This is a genomic window from Marinomonas fungiae, assembly GCF_001418205.1.
In the GTDB taxonomy this organism is placed as follows: Bacteria; Pseudomonadota; Gammaproteobacteria; order Pseudomonadales; family Marinomonadaceae; genus Marinomonas; species Marinomonas fungiae.
Map to the genome: position 1 here is coordinate 66,719 of NZ_LIQF01000015.1, position 16,792 is coordinate 83,510.

General features: G+C 46.0%; 13 protein-coding genes, 1 tRNA gene and 1 rRNA gene. 13 read left to right on the forward strand and 2 right to left on the reverse strand.

Annotated features, from left to right (window positions below; genetic code table 11):
- Positions 1 to 137: 137 nt before the first annotated feature.
- From fba to trmA, 7 genes are all read left to right on the forward strand, one after another.
- Complete coding sequence (gene fba / locus ASC49_RS16950) at positions 138 to 1,205, forward strand: class II fructose-bisphosphate aldolase (RefSeq protein WP_055464430.1); 1,068 nt, start codon at positions 138 to 140, stop codon at positions 1,203 to 1,205.
- A 90-nt stretch (positions 1,206 to 1,295) separates the two neighbouring features.
- A tRNA-Leu gene (locus tag ASC49_RS16955) sits at positions 1,296 to 1,380 on the forward strand.
- A gap of 122 nt (positions 1,381 to 1,502) precedes the next feature.
- Positions 1,503 to 2,621: a type 1 periplasmic-binding domain-containing protein gene (locus tag ASC49_RS16960; RefSeq protein WP_055464431.1), complete on the forward strand. Its 1,119-nt coding sequence runs from the start codon at positions 1,503 to 1,505 to the stop codon at positions 2,619 to 2,621.
- Positions 2,622 to 2,701: 80 nt separating this feature from the next.
- Positions 2,702 to 5,170: a hypothetical protein gene (locus ASC49_RS16965; protein WP_141656869.1), complete on the forward strand. Its 2,469-nt coding sequence runs from the start codon at positions 2,702 to 2,704 to the stop codon at positions 5,168 to 5,170.
- A 5-nt stretch (positions 5,171 to 5,175) separates the two neighbouring features.
- Positions 5,176 to 5,874, forward strand: coding sequence for a 5'-methylthioadenosine/S-adenosylhomocysteine nucleosidase (gene mtnN / locus ASC49_RS16970; RefSeq protein ID WP_055464433.1), 699 nt, complete (start codon positions 5,176 to 5,178; stop codon positions 5,872 to 5,874).
- A 20-nt stretch (positions 5,875 to 5,894) separates the two neighbouring features.
- Positions 5,895 to 6,842: a hypothetical protein gene (locus tag ASC49_RS16975; protein ID WP_055464434.1), complete on the forward strand. Its 948-nt coding sequence runs from the start codon at positions 5,895 to 5,897 to the stop codon at positions 6,840 to 6,842.
- Between the two features lie 92 nt (positions 6,843 to 6,934).
- Positions 6,935 to 8,029 carry a tRNA (uridine(54)-C5)-methyltransferase TrmA gene (gene trmA / locus ASC49_RS16980; RefSeq protein ID WP_055464435.1) on the forward strand — a complete coding sequence of 365 codons (1,095 nt, stop codon included), beginning with the start codon at positions 6,935 to 6,937 and terminating at the stop codon, positions 8,027 to 8,029.
- 27 nt (positions 8,030 to 8,056) lie between these two features.
- Here the strand turns inward: trmA and ASC49_RS16985 are convergent, their stop codons facing one another.
- On the reverse strand, positions 8,057 to 8,485 hold the full coding sequence (locus ASC49_RS16985; protein ID WP_055464436.1) for a hypothetical protein: 429 nt from the start codon (positions 8,483 to 8,485) through the stop codon (positions 8,057 to 8,059).
- Between the two features lie 216 nt (positions 8,486 to 8,701).
- Between ASC49_RS16985 and serA the strand changes: the two genes are divergently transcribed.
- On the forward strand, positions 8,702 to 9,931 hold the full coding sequence (gene serA, locus ASC49_RS16990; RefSeq protein ID WP_055464437.1) for a phosphoglycerate dehydrogenase: 1,230 nt from the start codon (positions 8,702 to 8,704) through the stop codon (positions 9,929 to 9,931).
- A gap of 86 nt (positions 9,932 to 10,017) precedes the next feature.
- On the opposite strand, the gene ASC49_RS16995 is transcribed toward serA, so the two are convergent.
- The gene (locus ASC49_RS16995; protein ID WP_055464438.1) at positions 10,018 to 11,991 is read right to left on the reverse strand and encodes a methyl-accepting chemotaxis protein; all 1,974 of its coding nucleotides are present in this window, start codon (positions 11,989 to 11,991) and stop codon (positions 10,018 to 10,020) included.
- 316 nt (positions 11,992 to 12,307) lie between these two features.
- Between ASC49_RS16995 and ASC49_RS17000 the strand changes: the two genes are divergently transcribed.
- The 5 genes from ASC49_RS17000 to ASC49_RS17020 all read left to right on the forward strand — a co-directional run.
- Complete coding sequence (locus ASC49_RS17000) at positions 12,308 to 13,420, forward strand: substrate-binding domain-containing protein (RefSeq protein ID WP_055464439.1); 1,113 nt, start codon at positions 12,308 to 12,310, stop codon at positions 13,418 to 13,420.
- A gap of 87 nt (positions 13,421 to 13,507) precedes the next feature.
- Positions 13,508 to 14,587 carry an ABC transporter ATP-binding protein gene (locus tag ASC49_RS17005; protein ID WP_055464440.1) on the forward strand — a complete coding sequence of 360 codons (1,080 nt, stop codon included), beginning with the start codon at positions 13,508 to 13,510 and terminating at the stop codon, positions 14,585 to 14,587.
- Positions 14,580 to 15,467 (forward strand): ABC transporter permease, encoded by an 888-nt coding sequence (locus ASC49_RS17010; RefSeq protein ID WP_055464444.1) that lies wholly within the window; start codon positions 14,580 to 14,582, stop codon positions 15,465 to 15,467. The genes ASC49_RS17005 and ASC49_RS17010 overlap by 8 nt, the downstream gene beginning before the upstream one ends.
- A complete protein-coding gene (locus ASC49_RS17015; protein ID WP_055464445.1) occupies positions 15,467 to 16,264 on the forward strand; it encodes an ABC transporter permease in 798 nt (265 codons plus the stop codon). The genes ASC49_RS17010 and ASC49_RS17015 overlap by 1 nt, the downstream gene beginning before the upstream one ends.
- Before the next feature lie 402 nt (positions 16,265 to 16,666).
- A 16S ribosomal RNA gene (locus tag ASC49_RS17020) occupies positions 16,667 to 16,792 on the forward strand; the annotation flags it as partial.

The following is a 16,792-nucleotide window of genomic DNA, read 5'->3' on the forward strand; positions in this document are numbered from 1 at the left end:
GACAGAATGACAATATAACGATAAGGCGTGCAGGATAGCAGTGCCACATGTGACACACATGCGCATGAAAAAAACATTAATGGGTGCTTTGTTGACGGCAAGGACACCACACAACTTCATTGTCAGAGGAAACTTTTATGCCTTTAATTAGTATGCGTCAATTGCTGGACCATGCAGCAGAGCATGATTACGGCTTACCTGCGTTCAACGTGAACAACATGGAGCAGGTTAAAGCGATCATGGAAGCCGCAGACGAGGTAAACTCGCCTGTTATCATGCAAGCTTCTGCTGGTGCGCGTAAGTACGCAGGCTCTCACTTCCTTCGTCACCTAATCGCAGCGGCGATCGAAGATTACCCGCACATCCCGGTAGTCATGCACCAGGATCACGGTACGAGTCCAGCAATTTGTCAACGTTCAATCCAGCTTGGCTTTTCATCAGTGATGATGGACGGCTCTTTGATGGCTGACGGTAAAACGCCAGCTAGCTACGAATACAACGTTGATGTGACACGTCGTACAGTAGAGTTCGCTCACGCATGTGGCGTCTCGGTAGAAGGTGAATTGGGTTGTCTGGGCTCCCTAGAGACAGGTCAAGCAGGTGAAGAAGATGGTGTGGGCGCTGAAGGCATCCTAGATCACTCACAGATGTTGACTGACCCAGACGAAGCGTTTGATTTTGTTGAAGCAACAGGTATTGATGCCCTAGCGGTAGCGATCGGCACAAGTCATGGTGCGTACAAGTTCACTCGTCCACCAACCGGTGACATCCTAGATATCGAACGTATCAACCGCATCGCAGAACGACTACCTAACACACACATTGTGTTGCACGGTTCTTCATCGGTGCCACAAGACTGGCTAGAAATCATCAACGAATTCGGTGGTGAGATTCCAGAGACTTACGGTGTGCCAGTAGAAGAAATCGTGAAAGCGATTCGTTACGGTGTTCGTAAAGTCAACATTGATACAGATCTGCGTCTAGCTGCAACCGGTGCGATTCGTCGTAGCCTAGCAGAGCACAAAGGTAACTTCGATCCACGTAAATACTTAACTGAAAGTATCAAAGCGATGAAAGCGGTATGTATCGACCGTTACGAAGCCTTTGGTTCAGCAGGTCAAGCATCACGTATTCATACGATCGATCTTGAGGAAATGGCAATCCGTTACGAGCATGGTGAGTACTCGAAAGGCCGTCGTTTCTAATAACGAGAGTGAACGAGTAACTTTTTTAAAATTCTTTTAAAAAAAGGGTTGACCTATAAATCGGTTCACCTATAATGCTCGCCATTCCAAGCGGGAGTGGTGGAATTGGTAGACACGCTGGATTTAGGTTCCAGTGCTTCACGGCGTGAGAGTTCGAGTCTCTCCTTCCGCACCAAATTAAAGAAAGCCGAGTTACTTTGTAGCTCGGCTTTTTTTATGCCTTTTTGACACCATGGTGTTTCTTTCAGAGCGGTTCTCGTTAGAATGTCTTTATCGCTTAAAGACTTATATAGAATTATGCTCTTGTTTCGCTTCTTCGTCGCTACGCTATTTGCCATGGTGTTTATGTCACCCTCATGGGCGTATAACTATGGGCAATCTGCCTTTAGCTTGCAGCGTTACCTAGATGCTAACCCCAACCAACAGCCATTGATTGAGCAATTATCAGTGCGCGTGCATTCGCAACCAATTCCCATGTCTACTTCGCAATCTACAACACAAAAGATTGCCGTGGTGCTACGTGGTTCTGCTGATTTACCCAGTAACCAAGCGTGGATTGTCGCCTTTAAGCGGCGTATGCAAGAGTTGAATATCGATTTTCGTTTGGATGTTTTTCATGTCGAAGGAGAAGCCGATATTTCCCTAACATTACGAACCTATAAACGAATTGAAGCGGCGAATTTTGATTATCTGATAGTGGATGGTGTGGATGGCTATAATCGTCCGTTACTAGAGGGGATTTTAAAGCACGGTGAAATAAAGGTATTGTTGCTGAATGCTATGGCCCCATTTGATGCGTGGCGATTGCATCCGCCGTTAATGTATATCGGTATTGATAGTGTGAAAATGATTCACCGTTTGGCGAGTTACTTAGAGCGGGTATTACCAGCTAAATCCGTGGTTGATATTATTTCTACCAAAGAGGCCAGCTTAAATCAGCGCTACTGCCAGATTTTCGTGAATGAGTGGAATTTCTTGGGACGAACAGCGCGTTTTAGTTATCAAGTCGCAGACCAAGCGGAGAGTGCTTATCATGCGGCAACGGAAGTGCTAGACCGGAGTGTGGACACCCTGATGGCACACTTTATTTTTTCTTGTACGCCTAATATTGCCCAAGGTGTGGCACAGGCGATCTCTGAGCGGGGTGCCAGTACTGCCACGACCAATGCTTGGTTGGGGCAGGAATCCATTAGCAAGGCTAGTCAGGATGGTATAGTCATGGTTACAGTTTTGGAGATGAAAGATAATGTGGCTATAGCTACAGCTGAAGCGATCAAGGGCGATATTGAATCGCGCTTATTGCCAAGGATTTACATGGAGTCTTCTCTGATGCTAACGCCAGAAATGGATGAGCAAACGCGTCAAATGACCTTTCAACAAGCCACGCCTTATTCTTCTGCGCTATGGCCACGTTAAGTTTACGAGCGCGTTTTAAACGAAACGCAATTGCCCCGTTCATTTTAGCCACGGTCTTTCTTTGTGCGCTTGTTTGGGTGATGGATTTCTTTACTCAGCGTGATTACGCTGCCGCGGCGTTACAACATCGTGTTCAGGCGTTGCGTATGAGCTTCTCGGCTTATCTTGATCGTGCCAATTTTGAAGTGAAGTATTTATCTGAGCAGGTCAGTGATGGCGAAAGCTTAGATGCCTTGTTCCAGCTGCATGATGTGCTATTTTTTGGTGGTTTGGATTTCTTCTATATTGAGAAAGAAGATGGGCAGATCATGGAAGATCCTCGGGTGCGCTTATACACACAAGACGCTTTTGTAAGTTTGATTAACGGTGCGCCGATTGAAACTTGGCATCATATTACCTCCTCGGACCAAGGTGAGCTGCTGCTCTATAAAAAGCCGCTGGATAATAATCCTGAGGGGAAGGGGAGTGGCTTTTTCTATGGTTTTATTTCCCTTAACAATAACCTTGCTTTGGCCAGTGATCTAATCACGAGCGCCGGCGCTGATTATCTGCGCATCAGTGATGTATTAGGTAAGCCGTTATTGGTAGAAAAACTGAGTGGCTTTAATGAAGATGTGGATTATATTCGCCATGAGTCGATTGTCGCATTGCCTAGCTTGGGTGAGAAGTTTTCTATCGAAGTGCGCTATGCCCGTCCGCTATTAGAGGCTTTTAGCCGTTGGGTGCTGGTTGGCTGCCTAACGGTTATTGTCGCGATGACCGTCTTATTTTGGCTGGTGATGTTGTATGCGCAGCGCATTATGTTTTTGCCAATAGCGGGGCTGCCGTCACTTGGTCGTCTCGAAACATTCAACTTCCAAGAGTTTGAGCCATTAATGGCGCAAATGAATCATTTCCAAGTCCTGCTAAAGGTACGCGATCAACATTTAGAGTTGCTGCTGAACTCACTGCAATCGGCGATTCTGTTTTGTGATGAGTCTGCTCGAGTCTCTTCACTCAATGAGGAAGCTAAATCTGTCTTTCCAAATTTTGAGCGCGCCAAAACCGTATTTGATATGACGCCGATCGCTTGTCACCAGTCGATTCAGCGGGCTCTTAAAGGTGAGTACGGTGGCGGCTTTGAGCTAGAGTTGTCCGATCAAAATAAGGTGTATGAATTTCAAACGCATACCTTTGTTAATGAATATGGTTTTCGTAGTGTCATGCTCGTGGGTAAAGATGTCAGTGAAGTTCGTCGTCTACGCTGGAATCTAACACAACGTTTTCCGAAGCACGTTCTAGATCGTCCACAGCCACCTTATTCCTTATTAATAGAGGAGCTGGAATGTCAAGCAGCTTGGCTCAAGCAAAGCCCTCAGGCTGCCAGTACATGGTTTTTTGCGATCAATGAGTTACTTCATAGTATTGCTGAGACAGACGAATCTGCACATGCCTTGATGTCGTTAGGGCAGATGGTGTGTGAGCAACAAGATGCGATAGAGCAGCGCTTGTTGCTCAATAATAACCAATGCCAATTCAAAATTGAGTTGACCTTAGAGAACGCGGTAAAACAGTTTCGTTGGACCCAAGAGCATCGAGCATTAGTTACGGTTGCTTTAATGCATTGCTATCACAGTACCATTTCTGGCCGTTATATAGACATTGGTTGGGATAGATATGGACTACTGATTAAAGTTTACGGTGCAGAGGAAACTACGCCTGCACTTGATTGGTTGCGTAAAGAATACCCTAAGCTGATAAAAGGGCGCTTTGAACAAGCAGTCGGTGGTCGTGTTCAGTTCACGGCAGCGTTAACTCCAGAGCATCACCTTGAACCCCTATCCGCGACAGATCAGTGCGTATCCTTCATCAAGAATGACTTTCCCGAAAGTGGACGTGTGCTTGATGCCTTGACAGCGGCAGGCTTGAAGGTAGACGTTTTTTCATCTTTTTCTGAGTTCTTTGGCTCTAGTAAGTCTTATCGCCATAGCTATGATGCCATGTTTGTGGCGTTGGGGGATGAAGCATTGGCGCTGGAAAGTGTTAACAAACTTCGAGCATCCAGTGGCCGTGATGTGTTACCGATCATCTATATTGCCACGAACAAACAAGTGCTTTTGGATGAATCACACACATTGTTACTGCATCAATTGATGCCCTATCGTTTAGTCACGCAAATGGCTTCTCTAGAAGGGCTAGCGCCTATTAGTTTGGGAGATTGGGCAACTCATGAAACGAATTTCATTATTGTCGGAGGCAGTGATCTGAGCCAAGTGATTTGGCAATCCGAGTTAAGTGCTAACGATTTTATTGCGCGACGAGAGAAAGATGTGGCCAACCTAGTGTCGGTACTACGCCATACAAACCCTGTGGTTATACTGGTATTGGATAAGGATACCGCACGCAAAGCACTGAAGTTGCATTTAGTAAAGCTGGTGAATACGAAATGGTTTGTGCTTGAGGATTTTTCAGAACGACCTGATACAATGCCTTTTATAGATATCGGCGGTCAGTTGCCAAACGATAGTGCAATTGACATGCTACGACAAACATTGAAACGAAAAGGTTAGTAGCTATGAGTGTGATTGGATTGATCGGAGCCATGGACGAAGAAGTCGCGGTGATCAAAGAATGGATGACGGATATTCAAGCGACTGAAGTGGCTGGTTGCGAATTCTTCCAAGGTCAATTGGATGGCAAAGATGTGGTATTGCTGAAGTCGGGCATTGGTAAGGTTAATGCGGCTGTATCCACAACACTACTTTTGGCGAACTTTAAACCTTCTACGGTCATAAACATTGGTTCGGCGGGTGGCTTTGATCCAGAGCTGGAAGTGGGGGATGTCATTATTTCCGATGCGGTTGTACATCATGACGTCGATGTGACTGCGTTTGGCTATGCGATTGGTCAATTGCCAAGCATGCCTGAGACCTTCAAGGCAGATGAAGCGCTGATTGCTCTTGCAAAAACAGCCGTGGCTAATGTGGGGCAGGTAAAGGCAAAGGTAGGCTTAATTGGGACCGGTGATGTATTTATGTGCCAAGCTGAGCGAGTGGCTGCGGTTCGAGCCTCATTTCCGACACTAAAAGCTGTGGAGATGGAAGCAGCGGCGGTGGCACAAGTCTGCCATAAATTTGCCGTGCCTTTCGTGGTGGTACGCTCCTTATCCGATGTCGCTGATAAAGAGTCGCCTGCGAGCTTTGAAGAGTATTTAACTGTCGCAGCACAGAATTCCTCTTTGATGATTCGAGCGATGCTTAAAGAAATACAATAATAAAAAAGTAGGAGGTACGTGTGTCGAGATGTCGAAAACTGTTATACAGCCTAGCCTTGGTTGCTCCTATTGCTCAGGCAGAGTCGGTCGCAGCTACCTCCGAAACGTCTGATAAAGCGTGGTGGTTGTCTACCCATGAAAGTATGTCTCATACAGTGGGGGAGTGGTCCAATGGATTAGATGAGTTCTTCTCGGGGCAGCGTCATGATTCAGTCTCTGACAGTGTGGTAAGCATGCGCTTTGGTTCCATCATAGAAGGCAATGATGGCGTGTCCGGTTTCTTCAATCTGGATGCTCGATTGCATCTGCCAAATACCGAAAATCGCCTAGATTTGATTATCGAATCTGATGCTGATGAGCTGACCCAAGATAATCGCTTATACGACAACGCCCCAGGACAAACCATTTTACAATCCGCACAAAATACGCGTTTTGCGACCATGTTGCGTTACTTCAAAGAAGAGTGGAACGCCAACATTGATATGGGTTTGCTTGTAGAAATGCCGGTAGATCCTTTTGTTCGTATTACTTTTAACCAAGATATGGCACTGGGGAAATGGGGGATTCGCCAAGAAGAATCTTTGTTTAGCTATTACACCTTGGGTTATGGCGCTCGCTATGGTGTGAAAGCGCTGCGTCAACTATCTCCCGACTATCAATTTGGCGCTGATTTCGGTGTTACTTATCTTGAAGTGGAAGCTGAAACTTTCTGGCGTGAGAATATCTTCTTGAATCAGCGGGTGTCTGACAAAAGTAAGCTGCGCTATCAATTCAGTTACTTGCAAGAGGGCGGCGTGCCCCATGCAGAGAGTTTTCTGTACTTTGTTGAATACCAACGATTGCTATACGACAACTGGTTAATTGGCCAACTCAAGCCGCAAATGACCTACGAGCGGGAAAATGAGTACAAGTCGGAGTTTTCTCTGACGGCATCATTAGAAGTATTGCTAGGGCCTAACTTCCTATAAGACTTATTCTATCTAAGTGTCGTTCGCAAAGTAGCCAGACTCTTTGTATAATGCCGCGCCCAACATCTACGAATAGCTTTAGCGGACAACTCATGAGACCCGACCAAATTCAACCTGAACAATATTCTGCTCAATTAGCGACTAAGAAAGAAGCGCTGAACGCCCTGATGGCTGGCCTCGAACTGCCTGAGCTGGAGGTATTTGAGAGCGCTCCAAGTCACTATCGTATGCGTGCAGAGTTCCGAATTTGGCATGAAGGGGACGATCTTTACTACGCGATGTTCGATTCCGCAGATCCTCGTACGCCTATTCGCGTCGATCAATTTTTAGCAGCTTCTACCTTGATCAATGAATTGATGCCTAAGCTTTTGGCGGCAATCAAAGATATTCCAGTACTACGTCATAAGCTTTTTCAAGTCGATTTTTTAACCACGACGACAGGCGAGGCTTTGATCAGCATGCTGTATCACAAGCCGATTGATGATGCTTGGCATGCTGCCGCTGTGGCGCTTAATGATCAATTTCCTGCTTGCCACTTTATTGGCAGAAGCCGTAAGCGTAAGCAAGTACTGACGCGTGATTTCGTTATGGAAACCTTAACTGTGAATGGACGTAAGTACCATTATCAACAGGTTGAAAATAGCTTTACTCAGCCGAATGCGGGCATCAATGAAAAAATGCTGGAGTGGGCATTAGATGTGACACAAGGTTGCTCTGGAGATCTGTTGGAGATGTACTGCGGTAACGGTAACTTTTCGATCCCATTGGCGCGCCGCTTTGATCGTGTGATCGGTACTGAGATAGCGAAAGTGTCGGTGAATTCGGCTAGCTTAAACATTGCTATGAATGGGATGAGCAATGTACAGGTCGTGAAAATGGCCAGCGAAGATGTCTCAGCGGCATTGAACGGTGAAGGGGAGCTGCCAAAAGCTTTGTTACAGGCGGGCATGGATACACTTACGCCATCGGCAGTATTAGTAGACCCTCCACGAGCAGGCTTAGATGACGGTACTGTAGAGTTGGTGCGAAAAATCGATCAGATTATTTATATTTCGTGCAACCCAGAAACGCTTAAGAATAATCTAGAAGCACTTTCAAACACGCACAAGGTTACTCGCTTTGCGATGTTTGACCAATTCCCATATACCCACCATGTTGAAACCGGTGTTTTCCTAGAACGACGTTAAGTCGTTCTAGGTTCATTGATTGAAAGTTTAAGCCGAGAAGTTGATAGTCTGGCCCAAAGCAGAGTCTGGACTGATATTGTACTGGGAAGCAACGCTGGCACTCTGAGTGGAATTTGAAGGGGTTGCATTCAGGGTGTTCCCCGAGCTGCCGTTGACTTCTGCTGCAACACTGGAATTATTAGACGTCGCGCTTGCGCCAAATTGAGAAGCGGTTGTTGTATCAGCCCCGCTATCTGTAGCACTCGCTTGGGCCACGGTTGTTGCGGCAATGTTGTCTTGTGCAAGCTGCTGAGCTTCTGGTGAAATGCTAACTGACACATCAACTGAAGGCGGCGCAACGCTGGAGCTGGTTTGCGGACTTCCGTTAACAGTTGAGGGTGCTACAGCAGGCAGGGCAAGTTCACTGTCAAGCGGACTTTGGCTTACTAGACTGTTGTTAATACCTTCAATGGCCATGTTTTACCTCGTTGTTTATATTTTAAACACTTCTATTCTAGTGCTGAAGCACTTTGCTTGCCAGTGTAAATATGTAGTTAAGGTGTAAATTGTCTGTTAGCTGAGAAATCATCCACTCAAGATGAGGCACATTCCAGTAGGTTTCGCTTTGCGGTTTTTGGTTGTGTGTTAACATGGTTGGGTACAACCCCAAACCATAGAGATACTAAGAAAATCATGAGCAACACTTCTTTAGAAAAAGCAAAAATCAAAATTTTGTTACTAGAAGGCGTGCATCAATCTGCTATTGAGGCGTTGAATGCCGCTGGTTACGAAAACATTGAATTCCACAAAACCGCTTTGGCGGAAGACGAGCTAATCGAAAAGATTGCCGATGCGCACTTCATTGGTATTCGTTCCCGTACTCAACTGACAGCGAAAGTGCTAGAGCATGCGAATAAGCTTGTCGCAATCGGTTGCTTCTGCATCGGCACCAACCAAGTTGACTTAGACGCGGCATCGAACAAGGGTATTGTTGTCTTCAACGCTCCTTTCTCCAACACACGCAGTGTTGCCGAGTTAGTGTTGGGCGAAATGATTCTATTGTTGCGCGGCATCCCAGAGAAAAATGCTGTCTGCCATCGCGGTGGTTGGATGAAGTCTGCGGTAGGTTCTTTCGAAACTCGTGGTAAGCGTCTTGGTATCGTTGGTTATGGCAGTATCGGTACTCAGTTGAGCGTTTTAGCGGAATCACTGGGTATGGACGTTTGCTTCTACGACATCATTACCAAGCTGCCATTAGGTAATGCACGTCAAGTGAAGTCACTAGAAGAGCTACTGTCAACTTGTGACGTAATCACACTGCATGTGCCAGAAACAGCTAGCACTAAGATGATGATTGGCGCAGAAGAGATTGCTCAGATTAAAAAAGGTGCAATTTTCCTAAATGCTTCTCGCGGTACAGTTGTTGATCTTGAGGCATTAGCCGAGTCGATCAAAGCGGGCAACATCGCGGGTGCCGCAATCGATGTATTCCCTGTTGAACCAAAAGGCAATGCCGAAGAGTTCGTATCACCACTTCGTGGTCTAGACAATGTGATCTTGACGCCACACGTTGGCGGTTCGACCATGGAAGCTCAGGAAAACATCGGTGTTGAAGTCGCTGTAAAACTGATCCAATACTCTGATATCGGTACGACGACGGCAGCGGTTAACTTCCCTGAAGTGGCATTGCCTGCTCAAGCGGACAAACACCGCATCCTACACATCCATGAAAACCGTCCAGGCGTGTTGTCTAAGATCAACGCGATTTTCTCTGACAACAACATTAACATCTCGGGTCAGTTCCTACGTACGACCGAAAAGATCGGCTACATGGTCATGGAAGTCGATGCAGAAATGGGTGAGATTGCGCTAGAGAAAGTGAAAGAAGTAGACGGCACTATTAAAGCTCGTGTTTTGTTCTAAGCAAGCTTTTCGCTAGTCATAAAAAAAGCCAGTGTGACCCCCATCGCACTGGCTTTTTAGTGTCCCGATGCCTAGGTATACAGTGCTTAACTGGAGCGAATACCCAAGGTAGTGGTGATATCGTCGATTTTCTGACGTACATTGCTAGTCATTTGCGCTAGGAAGCGCTCTGATTCATCAGCCTGTGAGCGAACTCTTTCCACCGTTTCGGTTAATAGGCTTACACTTCGTTTCTGATCTTCGGCGTACCCTGATGCTTTGCGAGACAAGACCGTTGATTGATGCGATTTCTCTTGTACTTCCTGTGCTGACTGCCCGAGTTCTAGTGTCAAGGTTCGTTGCTCAGACGAAGCGGACTCAATGAGCTCTAGGTTCTTGCGTAAGTTTGACGTAGAAGTGGTCAGAGAGTTGAAGATCGAGGTTATTTCTTCTAATGAATGCTGCGTGCGACCGGAAAGCGTACGTACCTCATCTGCCACGACCGCAAAGCCTCGCCCCGTTTCGCCTGCTCGTGCGGCTTCGATGGCGGCGTTTAAGGCAAGCAAATTGGTTTGTTCTGCGATGTCACGAATGCCGCTGACAATGGAGTTGGCACTCGAAACCGAGTTTTCTAAGCTTTTCAAGGCATCCTTACTGTTATGTAGGCGTTCAACCGTGGTCTGATTGGCTTGTTCAAGGGTTGAAACTTGTTTTGAGCTCAGTGCCATGGCTTCGCTGGTGTCGTGTGCGTAGCTTTCTACTTCTTTGGCGCGCACTTCCGCTTTGTTGGCTAGCGTATCGACATGTGCTGCTTGTTCAACGGTTTGCTCAAGCGCTTCTTTAGAGGCCACACTTAAATCATGTACTTGGCCAAAGGCATTCAGCATCTCATTAAGTGAGCTTGAAATATTCTTTAGCTCGGTATCACGTTGGGTGCGCTGAACTGCAATTTGTTCCAAGTAGCGGTTTAGGTAACGAGCGACATCGGTCAGTTCGTTTTTATTGTTTTTAACGGACAGCTGATGAATGTTGTCACTTTCAACTAAGGCTTTTACTGCGTCATATAGATCACGTGCGCTGTTGACCACAATACGACTTTGAAATAGATGTGTTGTGATGGTTGTCAGCACCATAATTAAGACGAAGGAACCGAAAGCGATCAGCGTATTGCGCTCTGATGCAGCGGTAGACGCCTTGATTGTTTCTGTGCCTTTATTCAATTCTTGGCTTAATTGCTCAATAAGCTTGCGGACACTCGTTTTTGCCGAGGCGGCTTGCTCTAGAACAGATAAGCTGTTTTCAACATCTTTGATGTAACGATTTGCCCAAGTGTTGAGCTCATTTTTTGTCTCTTCAAATGCATCACTCGCCGCTTCACTTTTATCCTCGCTCCCCCATCCCATCAAGGCAGATAAGTCATTAGAGTCTGTTTGACTTGATTCGCTGTTGTTTTGCCAAGCAGGGAGAGCGTTAAAGGCTTGAACTTCAGCGATCAAATGTTTGTTGGCGCTTTGGAGTAGGTCTCGATTGGCTGGCGTTTGGCTGTTTAGGAAATCATTTGATGCTTGTTGTAGTAGTGCCAGTGCTGCGTACATATTGCCTTGAGCCTTTAAATAATCGGCGAGCAGATCATTGCTGACATCCGTTGCAGAATTCAGCGTTTGGTTTAAATAGTCCAACGATAACAACATTTGTCGAGCATTGTTTTCGACTAGCGCATAAGGATTACCTGATAGCTTGCCTGCTGCGCGCACGTCAGATTGCAGATTGGCTAAGACCGCATCTAAGCGTTCATTAAGAGAGGTCCGCAACGTAGTTGGCAGTGTTTCAAGCATTGGCTTGATCTGCCCGGTGATGAAAGTTTCCGCATCTTGTAATTGAGAGGTTTCGCCAGAGGAAAGGTAGCCTTCAATACGTTGCTCAAGTTGAATGGCTGACGCTTGCCATACTTGGTTAAAGGCGTCGCTTTGCTCAAATGCTGCACGGTATTGTTGCGTACTCCAGAGTAGCAATGCCGCGAGAGCGGCCGCGATCACTAAATAGCTGAATGTGGTAGCACGAGTTACATGGGAGATTTTCAAGGTCCGCTCACTTTATGTTGGCTAGAGTGGTTTCGTTGCGGCTTACTTTATTATGAAAATATGACGGTTTTGTTTCTGGGTGTACTGATGTTGTGATTTGTAACCAAAATGACGTTGAAATGTAACAGGCAGATGATCATGTTCAGAAATGAACAATGGTCAAAGTTGACCAAATGTTTCATTTTAAATTGACTGGACATTTTTTAGTCACTAAATTGTCATCTTTGCTGCTTAATAATTAAACGTATAGTTAACAAAAATTGCAGCATTCGTAATTCAATGAAGTGCGAATATCACAAGGATACAAGGAGTCATCATGTCAATTTCTCGTCGTCAGTTTATCAAGGGCGCATCGCTCGCAGGTGCGGTCGCAGCAACCCCGTTCTCAATCAGCCAAGCCGTCGCTGCCAATAAAGAGCTCAAAATCTATGCTTGGGCAGGTTACATAACCGATGAAATGCTTTCAGACTTCAAAGCGAAGACTGGAATTAACGCCACCTTCACGCCATACGGTACTAATGATGAGTTGATGAACTCACTACGTGCGACGGATGGTACAGGCTTTGACATTATCATGCCGACAGTAGACCGAGTGCCTGGCTACGTGGATTACGATCTGGTTCAGCCTTTGGACACGACACGTATTAAATGGGATGGCTGTCTTGATAGTGCCATGTCTGGTTCCGAAGTGGGTGGTGTTGTAAACGGTAAACGGTACTTTGCACCATCGGACTGGGGGACGGAGGCAATTGCTTACAATAAAGAGCAGGCCAGCGTTGATCCTAAAAATCTCAGCTTTGGCGATCTGTGGAAGCCTGAGCATGCGGGTGGTGTCACGGTACGTGGGCACTCTGCGTTGGTTGGTTTGGGATTATGGCTAGAAAAGATGGGCAAGCTGCCATTTCCTCTGTTGGACTCGTACAAAAATGAAAAAGCCATGCGTGCGAACTTTGATGTGATTTTAAAAGAAGCCATTCAGCACAAAGATATGATTGCGCAGTTCTGGTCAACAGAAAATGAAGCGCAGGGAGCTTTCCGCACCAATGGCGCAATCATTGGCCAAACTTGGGATAGTACGGCATTCAAACTTGCCGAAGAAGGCGAGCCGATTGCCTACGGTGCGCCGAAAGAAGGCGCTTTGGCATGGATGGAAGGCTTCGTTATTCCTAAGAATGCTAATAACGTTGATGCGGTGTATGAGTTTATTAACTGGTACTACACCCCTGAAGCAGGCGCAATGTTTGTCAAAGCGACAGGTTACAACTCGACCGCTAAAGGGGCATCGGACTTGCTTCCTCAAGCAACAAAAGACTTCTTTAACAGCTCTTATTCGCAAGAGGATCTAGCTAACCTTTGGTGGTGGCCGATCCAAGAACCATGGTATGTGGCGTTGCGTAACGAGTATCAAGATCGTTATTTGTCAGCGTAATACTCGATTGGGTCTTTAAGAAGCCTGCTGGTTTTCCAGCGGGCTTTTTGTCTTTGAAAACTATAACGAATAAATGCGAGAGGGCTTATGGACAGCAGTGTTCATCTAGACAATGTTGTTATGCGCTTTGGGGATTTTACCGCAGTGCAGCAAATGGATTTAAAAATCGAATCGGGAGAGTTTTTTAGTTTCCTAGGGCCGTCAGGCTGTGGCAAGACCACCATCTTAAATATGGTGAGTGGCTTTCTTGAACCAAGTGAAGGTGTGGTGCGCATTGGCGGCCAAGATATGAAAGGCGTGCCTGCTAATAAGCGACCGACCTCCATGATTTTTCAGAACCTGGCACTTTTCCCTCTAATGAGCGTGGCTGAAAACATCGAATTTGGCTTAGAAGTGCGGGGAGTATCCAGGGCAGAGCGTAAGAAGGTTTCGGACCGATTACTTGAATTGGTAGCGCTTGAAGGCAGTGGTAATAAAAAAGTTTCTGAGCTTTCTGGGGGGCAAAAACAACGTATTGCGATTGCTCGCGCGTTAGCCGTTGAGCCGCAGGTGCTTCTACTAGATGAGCCATTGTCAGCATTGGATTTAAAACTGCGCCAACATATGCGTACCGAATTGAAAGAAATTCAGCGTAAGACAGGCATCACTTTTATCTACATCACCCACGATCAGGGTGAAGCGCTCACGATGTCAGATCGAGTAGCAGTGATGTCTGCTGGCAAGTTGCAGCAAGTTGCCGATCCTATTTCTCTATATCAAAGTCCTCACACCCCTTTTGTGGCATCCTTTGTTGGAGAAAACAATACAATTTCAGGAAAAGTAATAGAGTGTCGTGCTGGTGAAGCGGTTATTGATGCTGGTCTGTTGGGCCAGTTCGCAGGACGAGTGCTCAATCCTATCGAAGTAGGAACGCAAGCAACGTTGTTTATTCGTCCGGAATCATTACAGCTTGGACAGGGAGCGGATTTTGAATTAGTCACTACGTTGTCTGAAGTGAATTTTGAAGGCTCTTATCTCACACTGAGTAGTCAGGCTGGCGAGACGCCTCTGAATATCCAACTGCGAGCGAACCAGTATCAAGAGGATATGGTCGCAGGACGCCATCAAATCCTATCTTTCCGTGCTCAAGATGCCATTATTATGGCTGGGGAGGCGGATGATGTTTAACCAACTTAAAGCTCGCTTTGGTGGGCCTTTATCGGTTGGCATCATGGCACTTATTGCAGTGTGGTTGATTGGTATGGTGATTTTGCCTCAGCTGTTAATGGTCGATTACTCATTTAAGCCCAATTTATTGCCGAGTGAAGTGGGTGGCTTGAAAGACCAGTATACGCTTGATAACTATGCGACGCTGTTTGGTAACAGTATTCACTTATCGATTTTCTTTAAGACCATTTGGTCGAGTGTGTTAGTGACCACGCTAACCCTGTTCGTCAGTTACCCCCTTGCTTTTTATCTTGCTAAGGTGGCAACGCCAAAGCAGGCGGCTTTATGTTTGCTGTTGCTGATTATTCCCTTCTGGATCAATGAAATCCTACGAACCTTCTCTTGGTACATTATCCTCGCTTACAAGGGGCCATTAAATGCCTTGTTACTAGGGCTTGGCTTGATTGATCGGCCTGTTCGGTTCTTATCGGGTGATGGGGGGGTGCTCATCGGTATGGTTTATGCGTATATCTTGTTCATGATCTTCCCGATTTATAACGCGATTGACAGCCTTGATAGCAATCAAGTCAAAGCCGCCCGAAATTTAGGTGCTGGGTGGGTTCGTACTCATTACCGCATCATCATTCCTCATGCAAAACCAGGTATCGCAACGGGTTGTATTATGACCTTTATGCTCGCGGCAGGAAGCTATGCGGTTCCTGCATTGCTTGGCTCTCCAGGTAGTCGATGGTTTACGCAAATCATCTATAACTGGTTCTTTGAAGGCGGGGATTGGAATCAAGGTGCAGCTTATGCCTTCTTATTGTTGATTATTTGCATTGGCTTTATTGGCCTTGTCATGAAAGTGTTTAAGGTTGGCTTGGGAGATATTGCACGATGATGAGATCCGAGACGATTTTTAAATATGGGGTGCGCTTATACATCGGTGTGTTCTTTTTATATCTATTTACGCCTTTGATCGTTATGGGATTAGCAACCTTTAACGATAGCCGCTTTCCTACGATTTCACCTTGGCGTGGAGCGACATTAAAGTGGTTTGAGGCGCTGGCTCAAGATGGCGCGATGTGGGAAGCGTTGGCTAATAGCCTTATTGTTGCCTTGGGCGTTCTGCTTATCGCTGTGCCAATCGGTGTGTGCTGCGCTCTGTTTCTCTCAACTTATCAGGGGCGAGGGAAGACGTTTGTGTATTCGCTGATGATGTCGCCTTTATTAACCCCTGGTGTCATCGTAGGGATTTCTGCGTTGATCTTCTGGCGTGGCTTAGATGTAAACGGTGGCATTATGCTAACGGTGATTGCACAGACCACCTTTATCACTGCATATGTCATGCTGATGGTGTTGGCGCGTTTACAAAGATTTGACCGAACATTGGAGAATGCCGCATTAAGCTTAGGCGCGAATCAATGGCAGACATTTAGGCGCATTTTATTGCCATACCTAAAGCCTGCTATTTACTCCGCGGCAGCGATTGCCTTCTTACAGTCATTTGAAAACTACAACACCACACTATTTGTAAAGGGCTACGACACCACCCTAACGGTTTACATTGCATCGAAAGTTAGAACGGGCTTAACGCCAGCTGTAAATGCTTTGGGTTTAGTGTTGATTGCGCTTACAGTTGTTTTGGCTGTGGTCTATGAAATAAAACGTCGGCAAGAGCTCAAGCAGTCAGAATAAGCTGTTACATCACCTAAAATACACAAAGATGGATAAAAAACATCCATCTTTGCTTGCCTTTGTTTAAAAAACAAACTAAAACTACATACCCTTTCGGCGAAGATGACGTATAAGTGACTTTTTTATTAATTTTTTAAAAAAGTGCTTGCGCTGAAAATTCTGATGCGTATTATACGCACCCACTGACACGGACAACGCTTCACAACAACGAAGCGGACAACGAGTCAGACGCTCTTTAAAATAGATAATCAGATAATTTGTGTGGGCGCTTGCTGGAGACTTCTCAAAAACTTTGAAGTCTTAAACAAGTGACCATGTCAATTCGCTTTACGTTCTTTAATCTTCGGGTTGAAGAATATAGTAAAAGTCAGACGTGATTCACGAGTTTGAGCAAACTTTTTTAAACTGAAGAGTTTGATCATGGCTCAGATTGAACGCTGGCGGCAGGCTTAACACATGCAAGTCGAGCGGTAACAGGAATTAGCTTGCTAATTTGCTGACGAGCGGCGGACGGGTGAGTAACGCGTA

What these genes read in the sequence shown, in the direction of transcription:
- fba (WP_055464430.1), top strand. Translation starts at nt 138, where the DNA reads ATGCCTTTAATTAGTATGCGTCAATTGCTGGACCATGCAGCAGAGCAT.
- ASC49_RS16960 (WP_055464431.1), top strand. Translation starts at nt 1,503, where the DNA reads ATGCTCTTGTTTCGCTTCTTCGTCGCTACGCTATTTGCCATGGTGTTT.
- ASC49_RS16965 (WP_141656869.1), top strand. Translation starts at nt 2,702, where the DNA reads ATGGATTTCTTTACTCAGCGTGATTACGCTGCCGCGGCGTTACAACAT.
- mtnN (WP_055464433.1), top strand. Translation starts at nt 5,176, where the DNA reads ATGAGTGTGATTGGATTGATCGGAGCCATGGACGAAGAAGTCGCGGTG.
- trmA (WP_055464435.1), top strand. Translation starts at nt 6,935, where the DNA reads ATGAGACCCGACCAAATTCAACCTGAACAATATTCTGCTCAATTAGCG.
- ASC49_RS16985 (WP_055464436.1), bottom strand. Translation starts at nt 8,485, where the DNA reads ATGGCCATTGAAGGTATTAACAACAGTCTAGTAAGCCAAAGTCCGCTT.
- serA (WP_055464437.1), top strand. Translation starts at nt 8,702, where the DNA reads ATGAGCAACACTTCTTTAGAAAAAGCAAAAATCAAAATTTTGTTACTA.
- ASC49_RS17000 (WP_055464439.1), top strand. Translation starts at nt 12,308, where the DNA reads ATGTCAATTTCTCGTCGTCAGTTTATCAAGGGCGCATCGCTCGCAGGT.
- ASC49_RS17005 (WP_055464440.1), top strand. Translation starts at nt 13,508, where the DNA reads ATGGACAGCAGTGTTCATCTAGACAATGTTGTTATGCGCTTTGGGGAT.
- ASC49_RS17010 (WP_055464444.1), top strand. Translation starts at nt 14,580, where the DNA reads ATGTTTAACCAACTTAAAGCTCGCTTTGGTGGGCCTTTATCGGTTGGC.
- ASC49_RS17015 (WP_055464445.1), top strand. Translation starts at nt 15,467, where the DNA reads ATGAGATCCGAGACGATTTTTAAATATGGGGTGCGCTTATACATCGGT.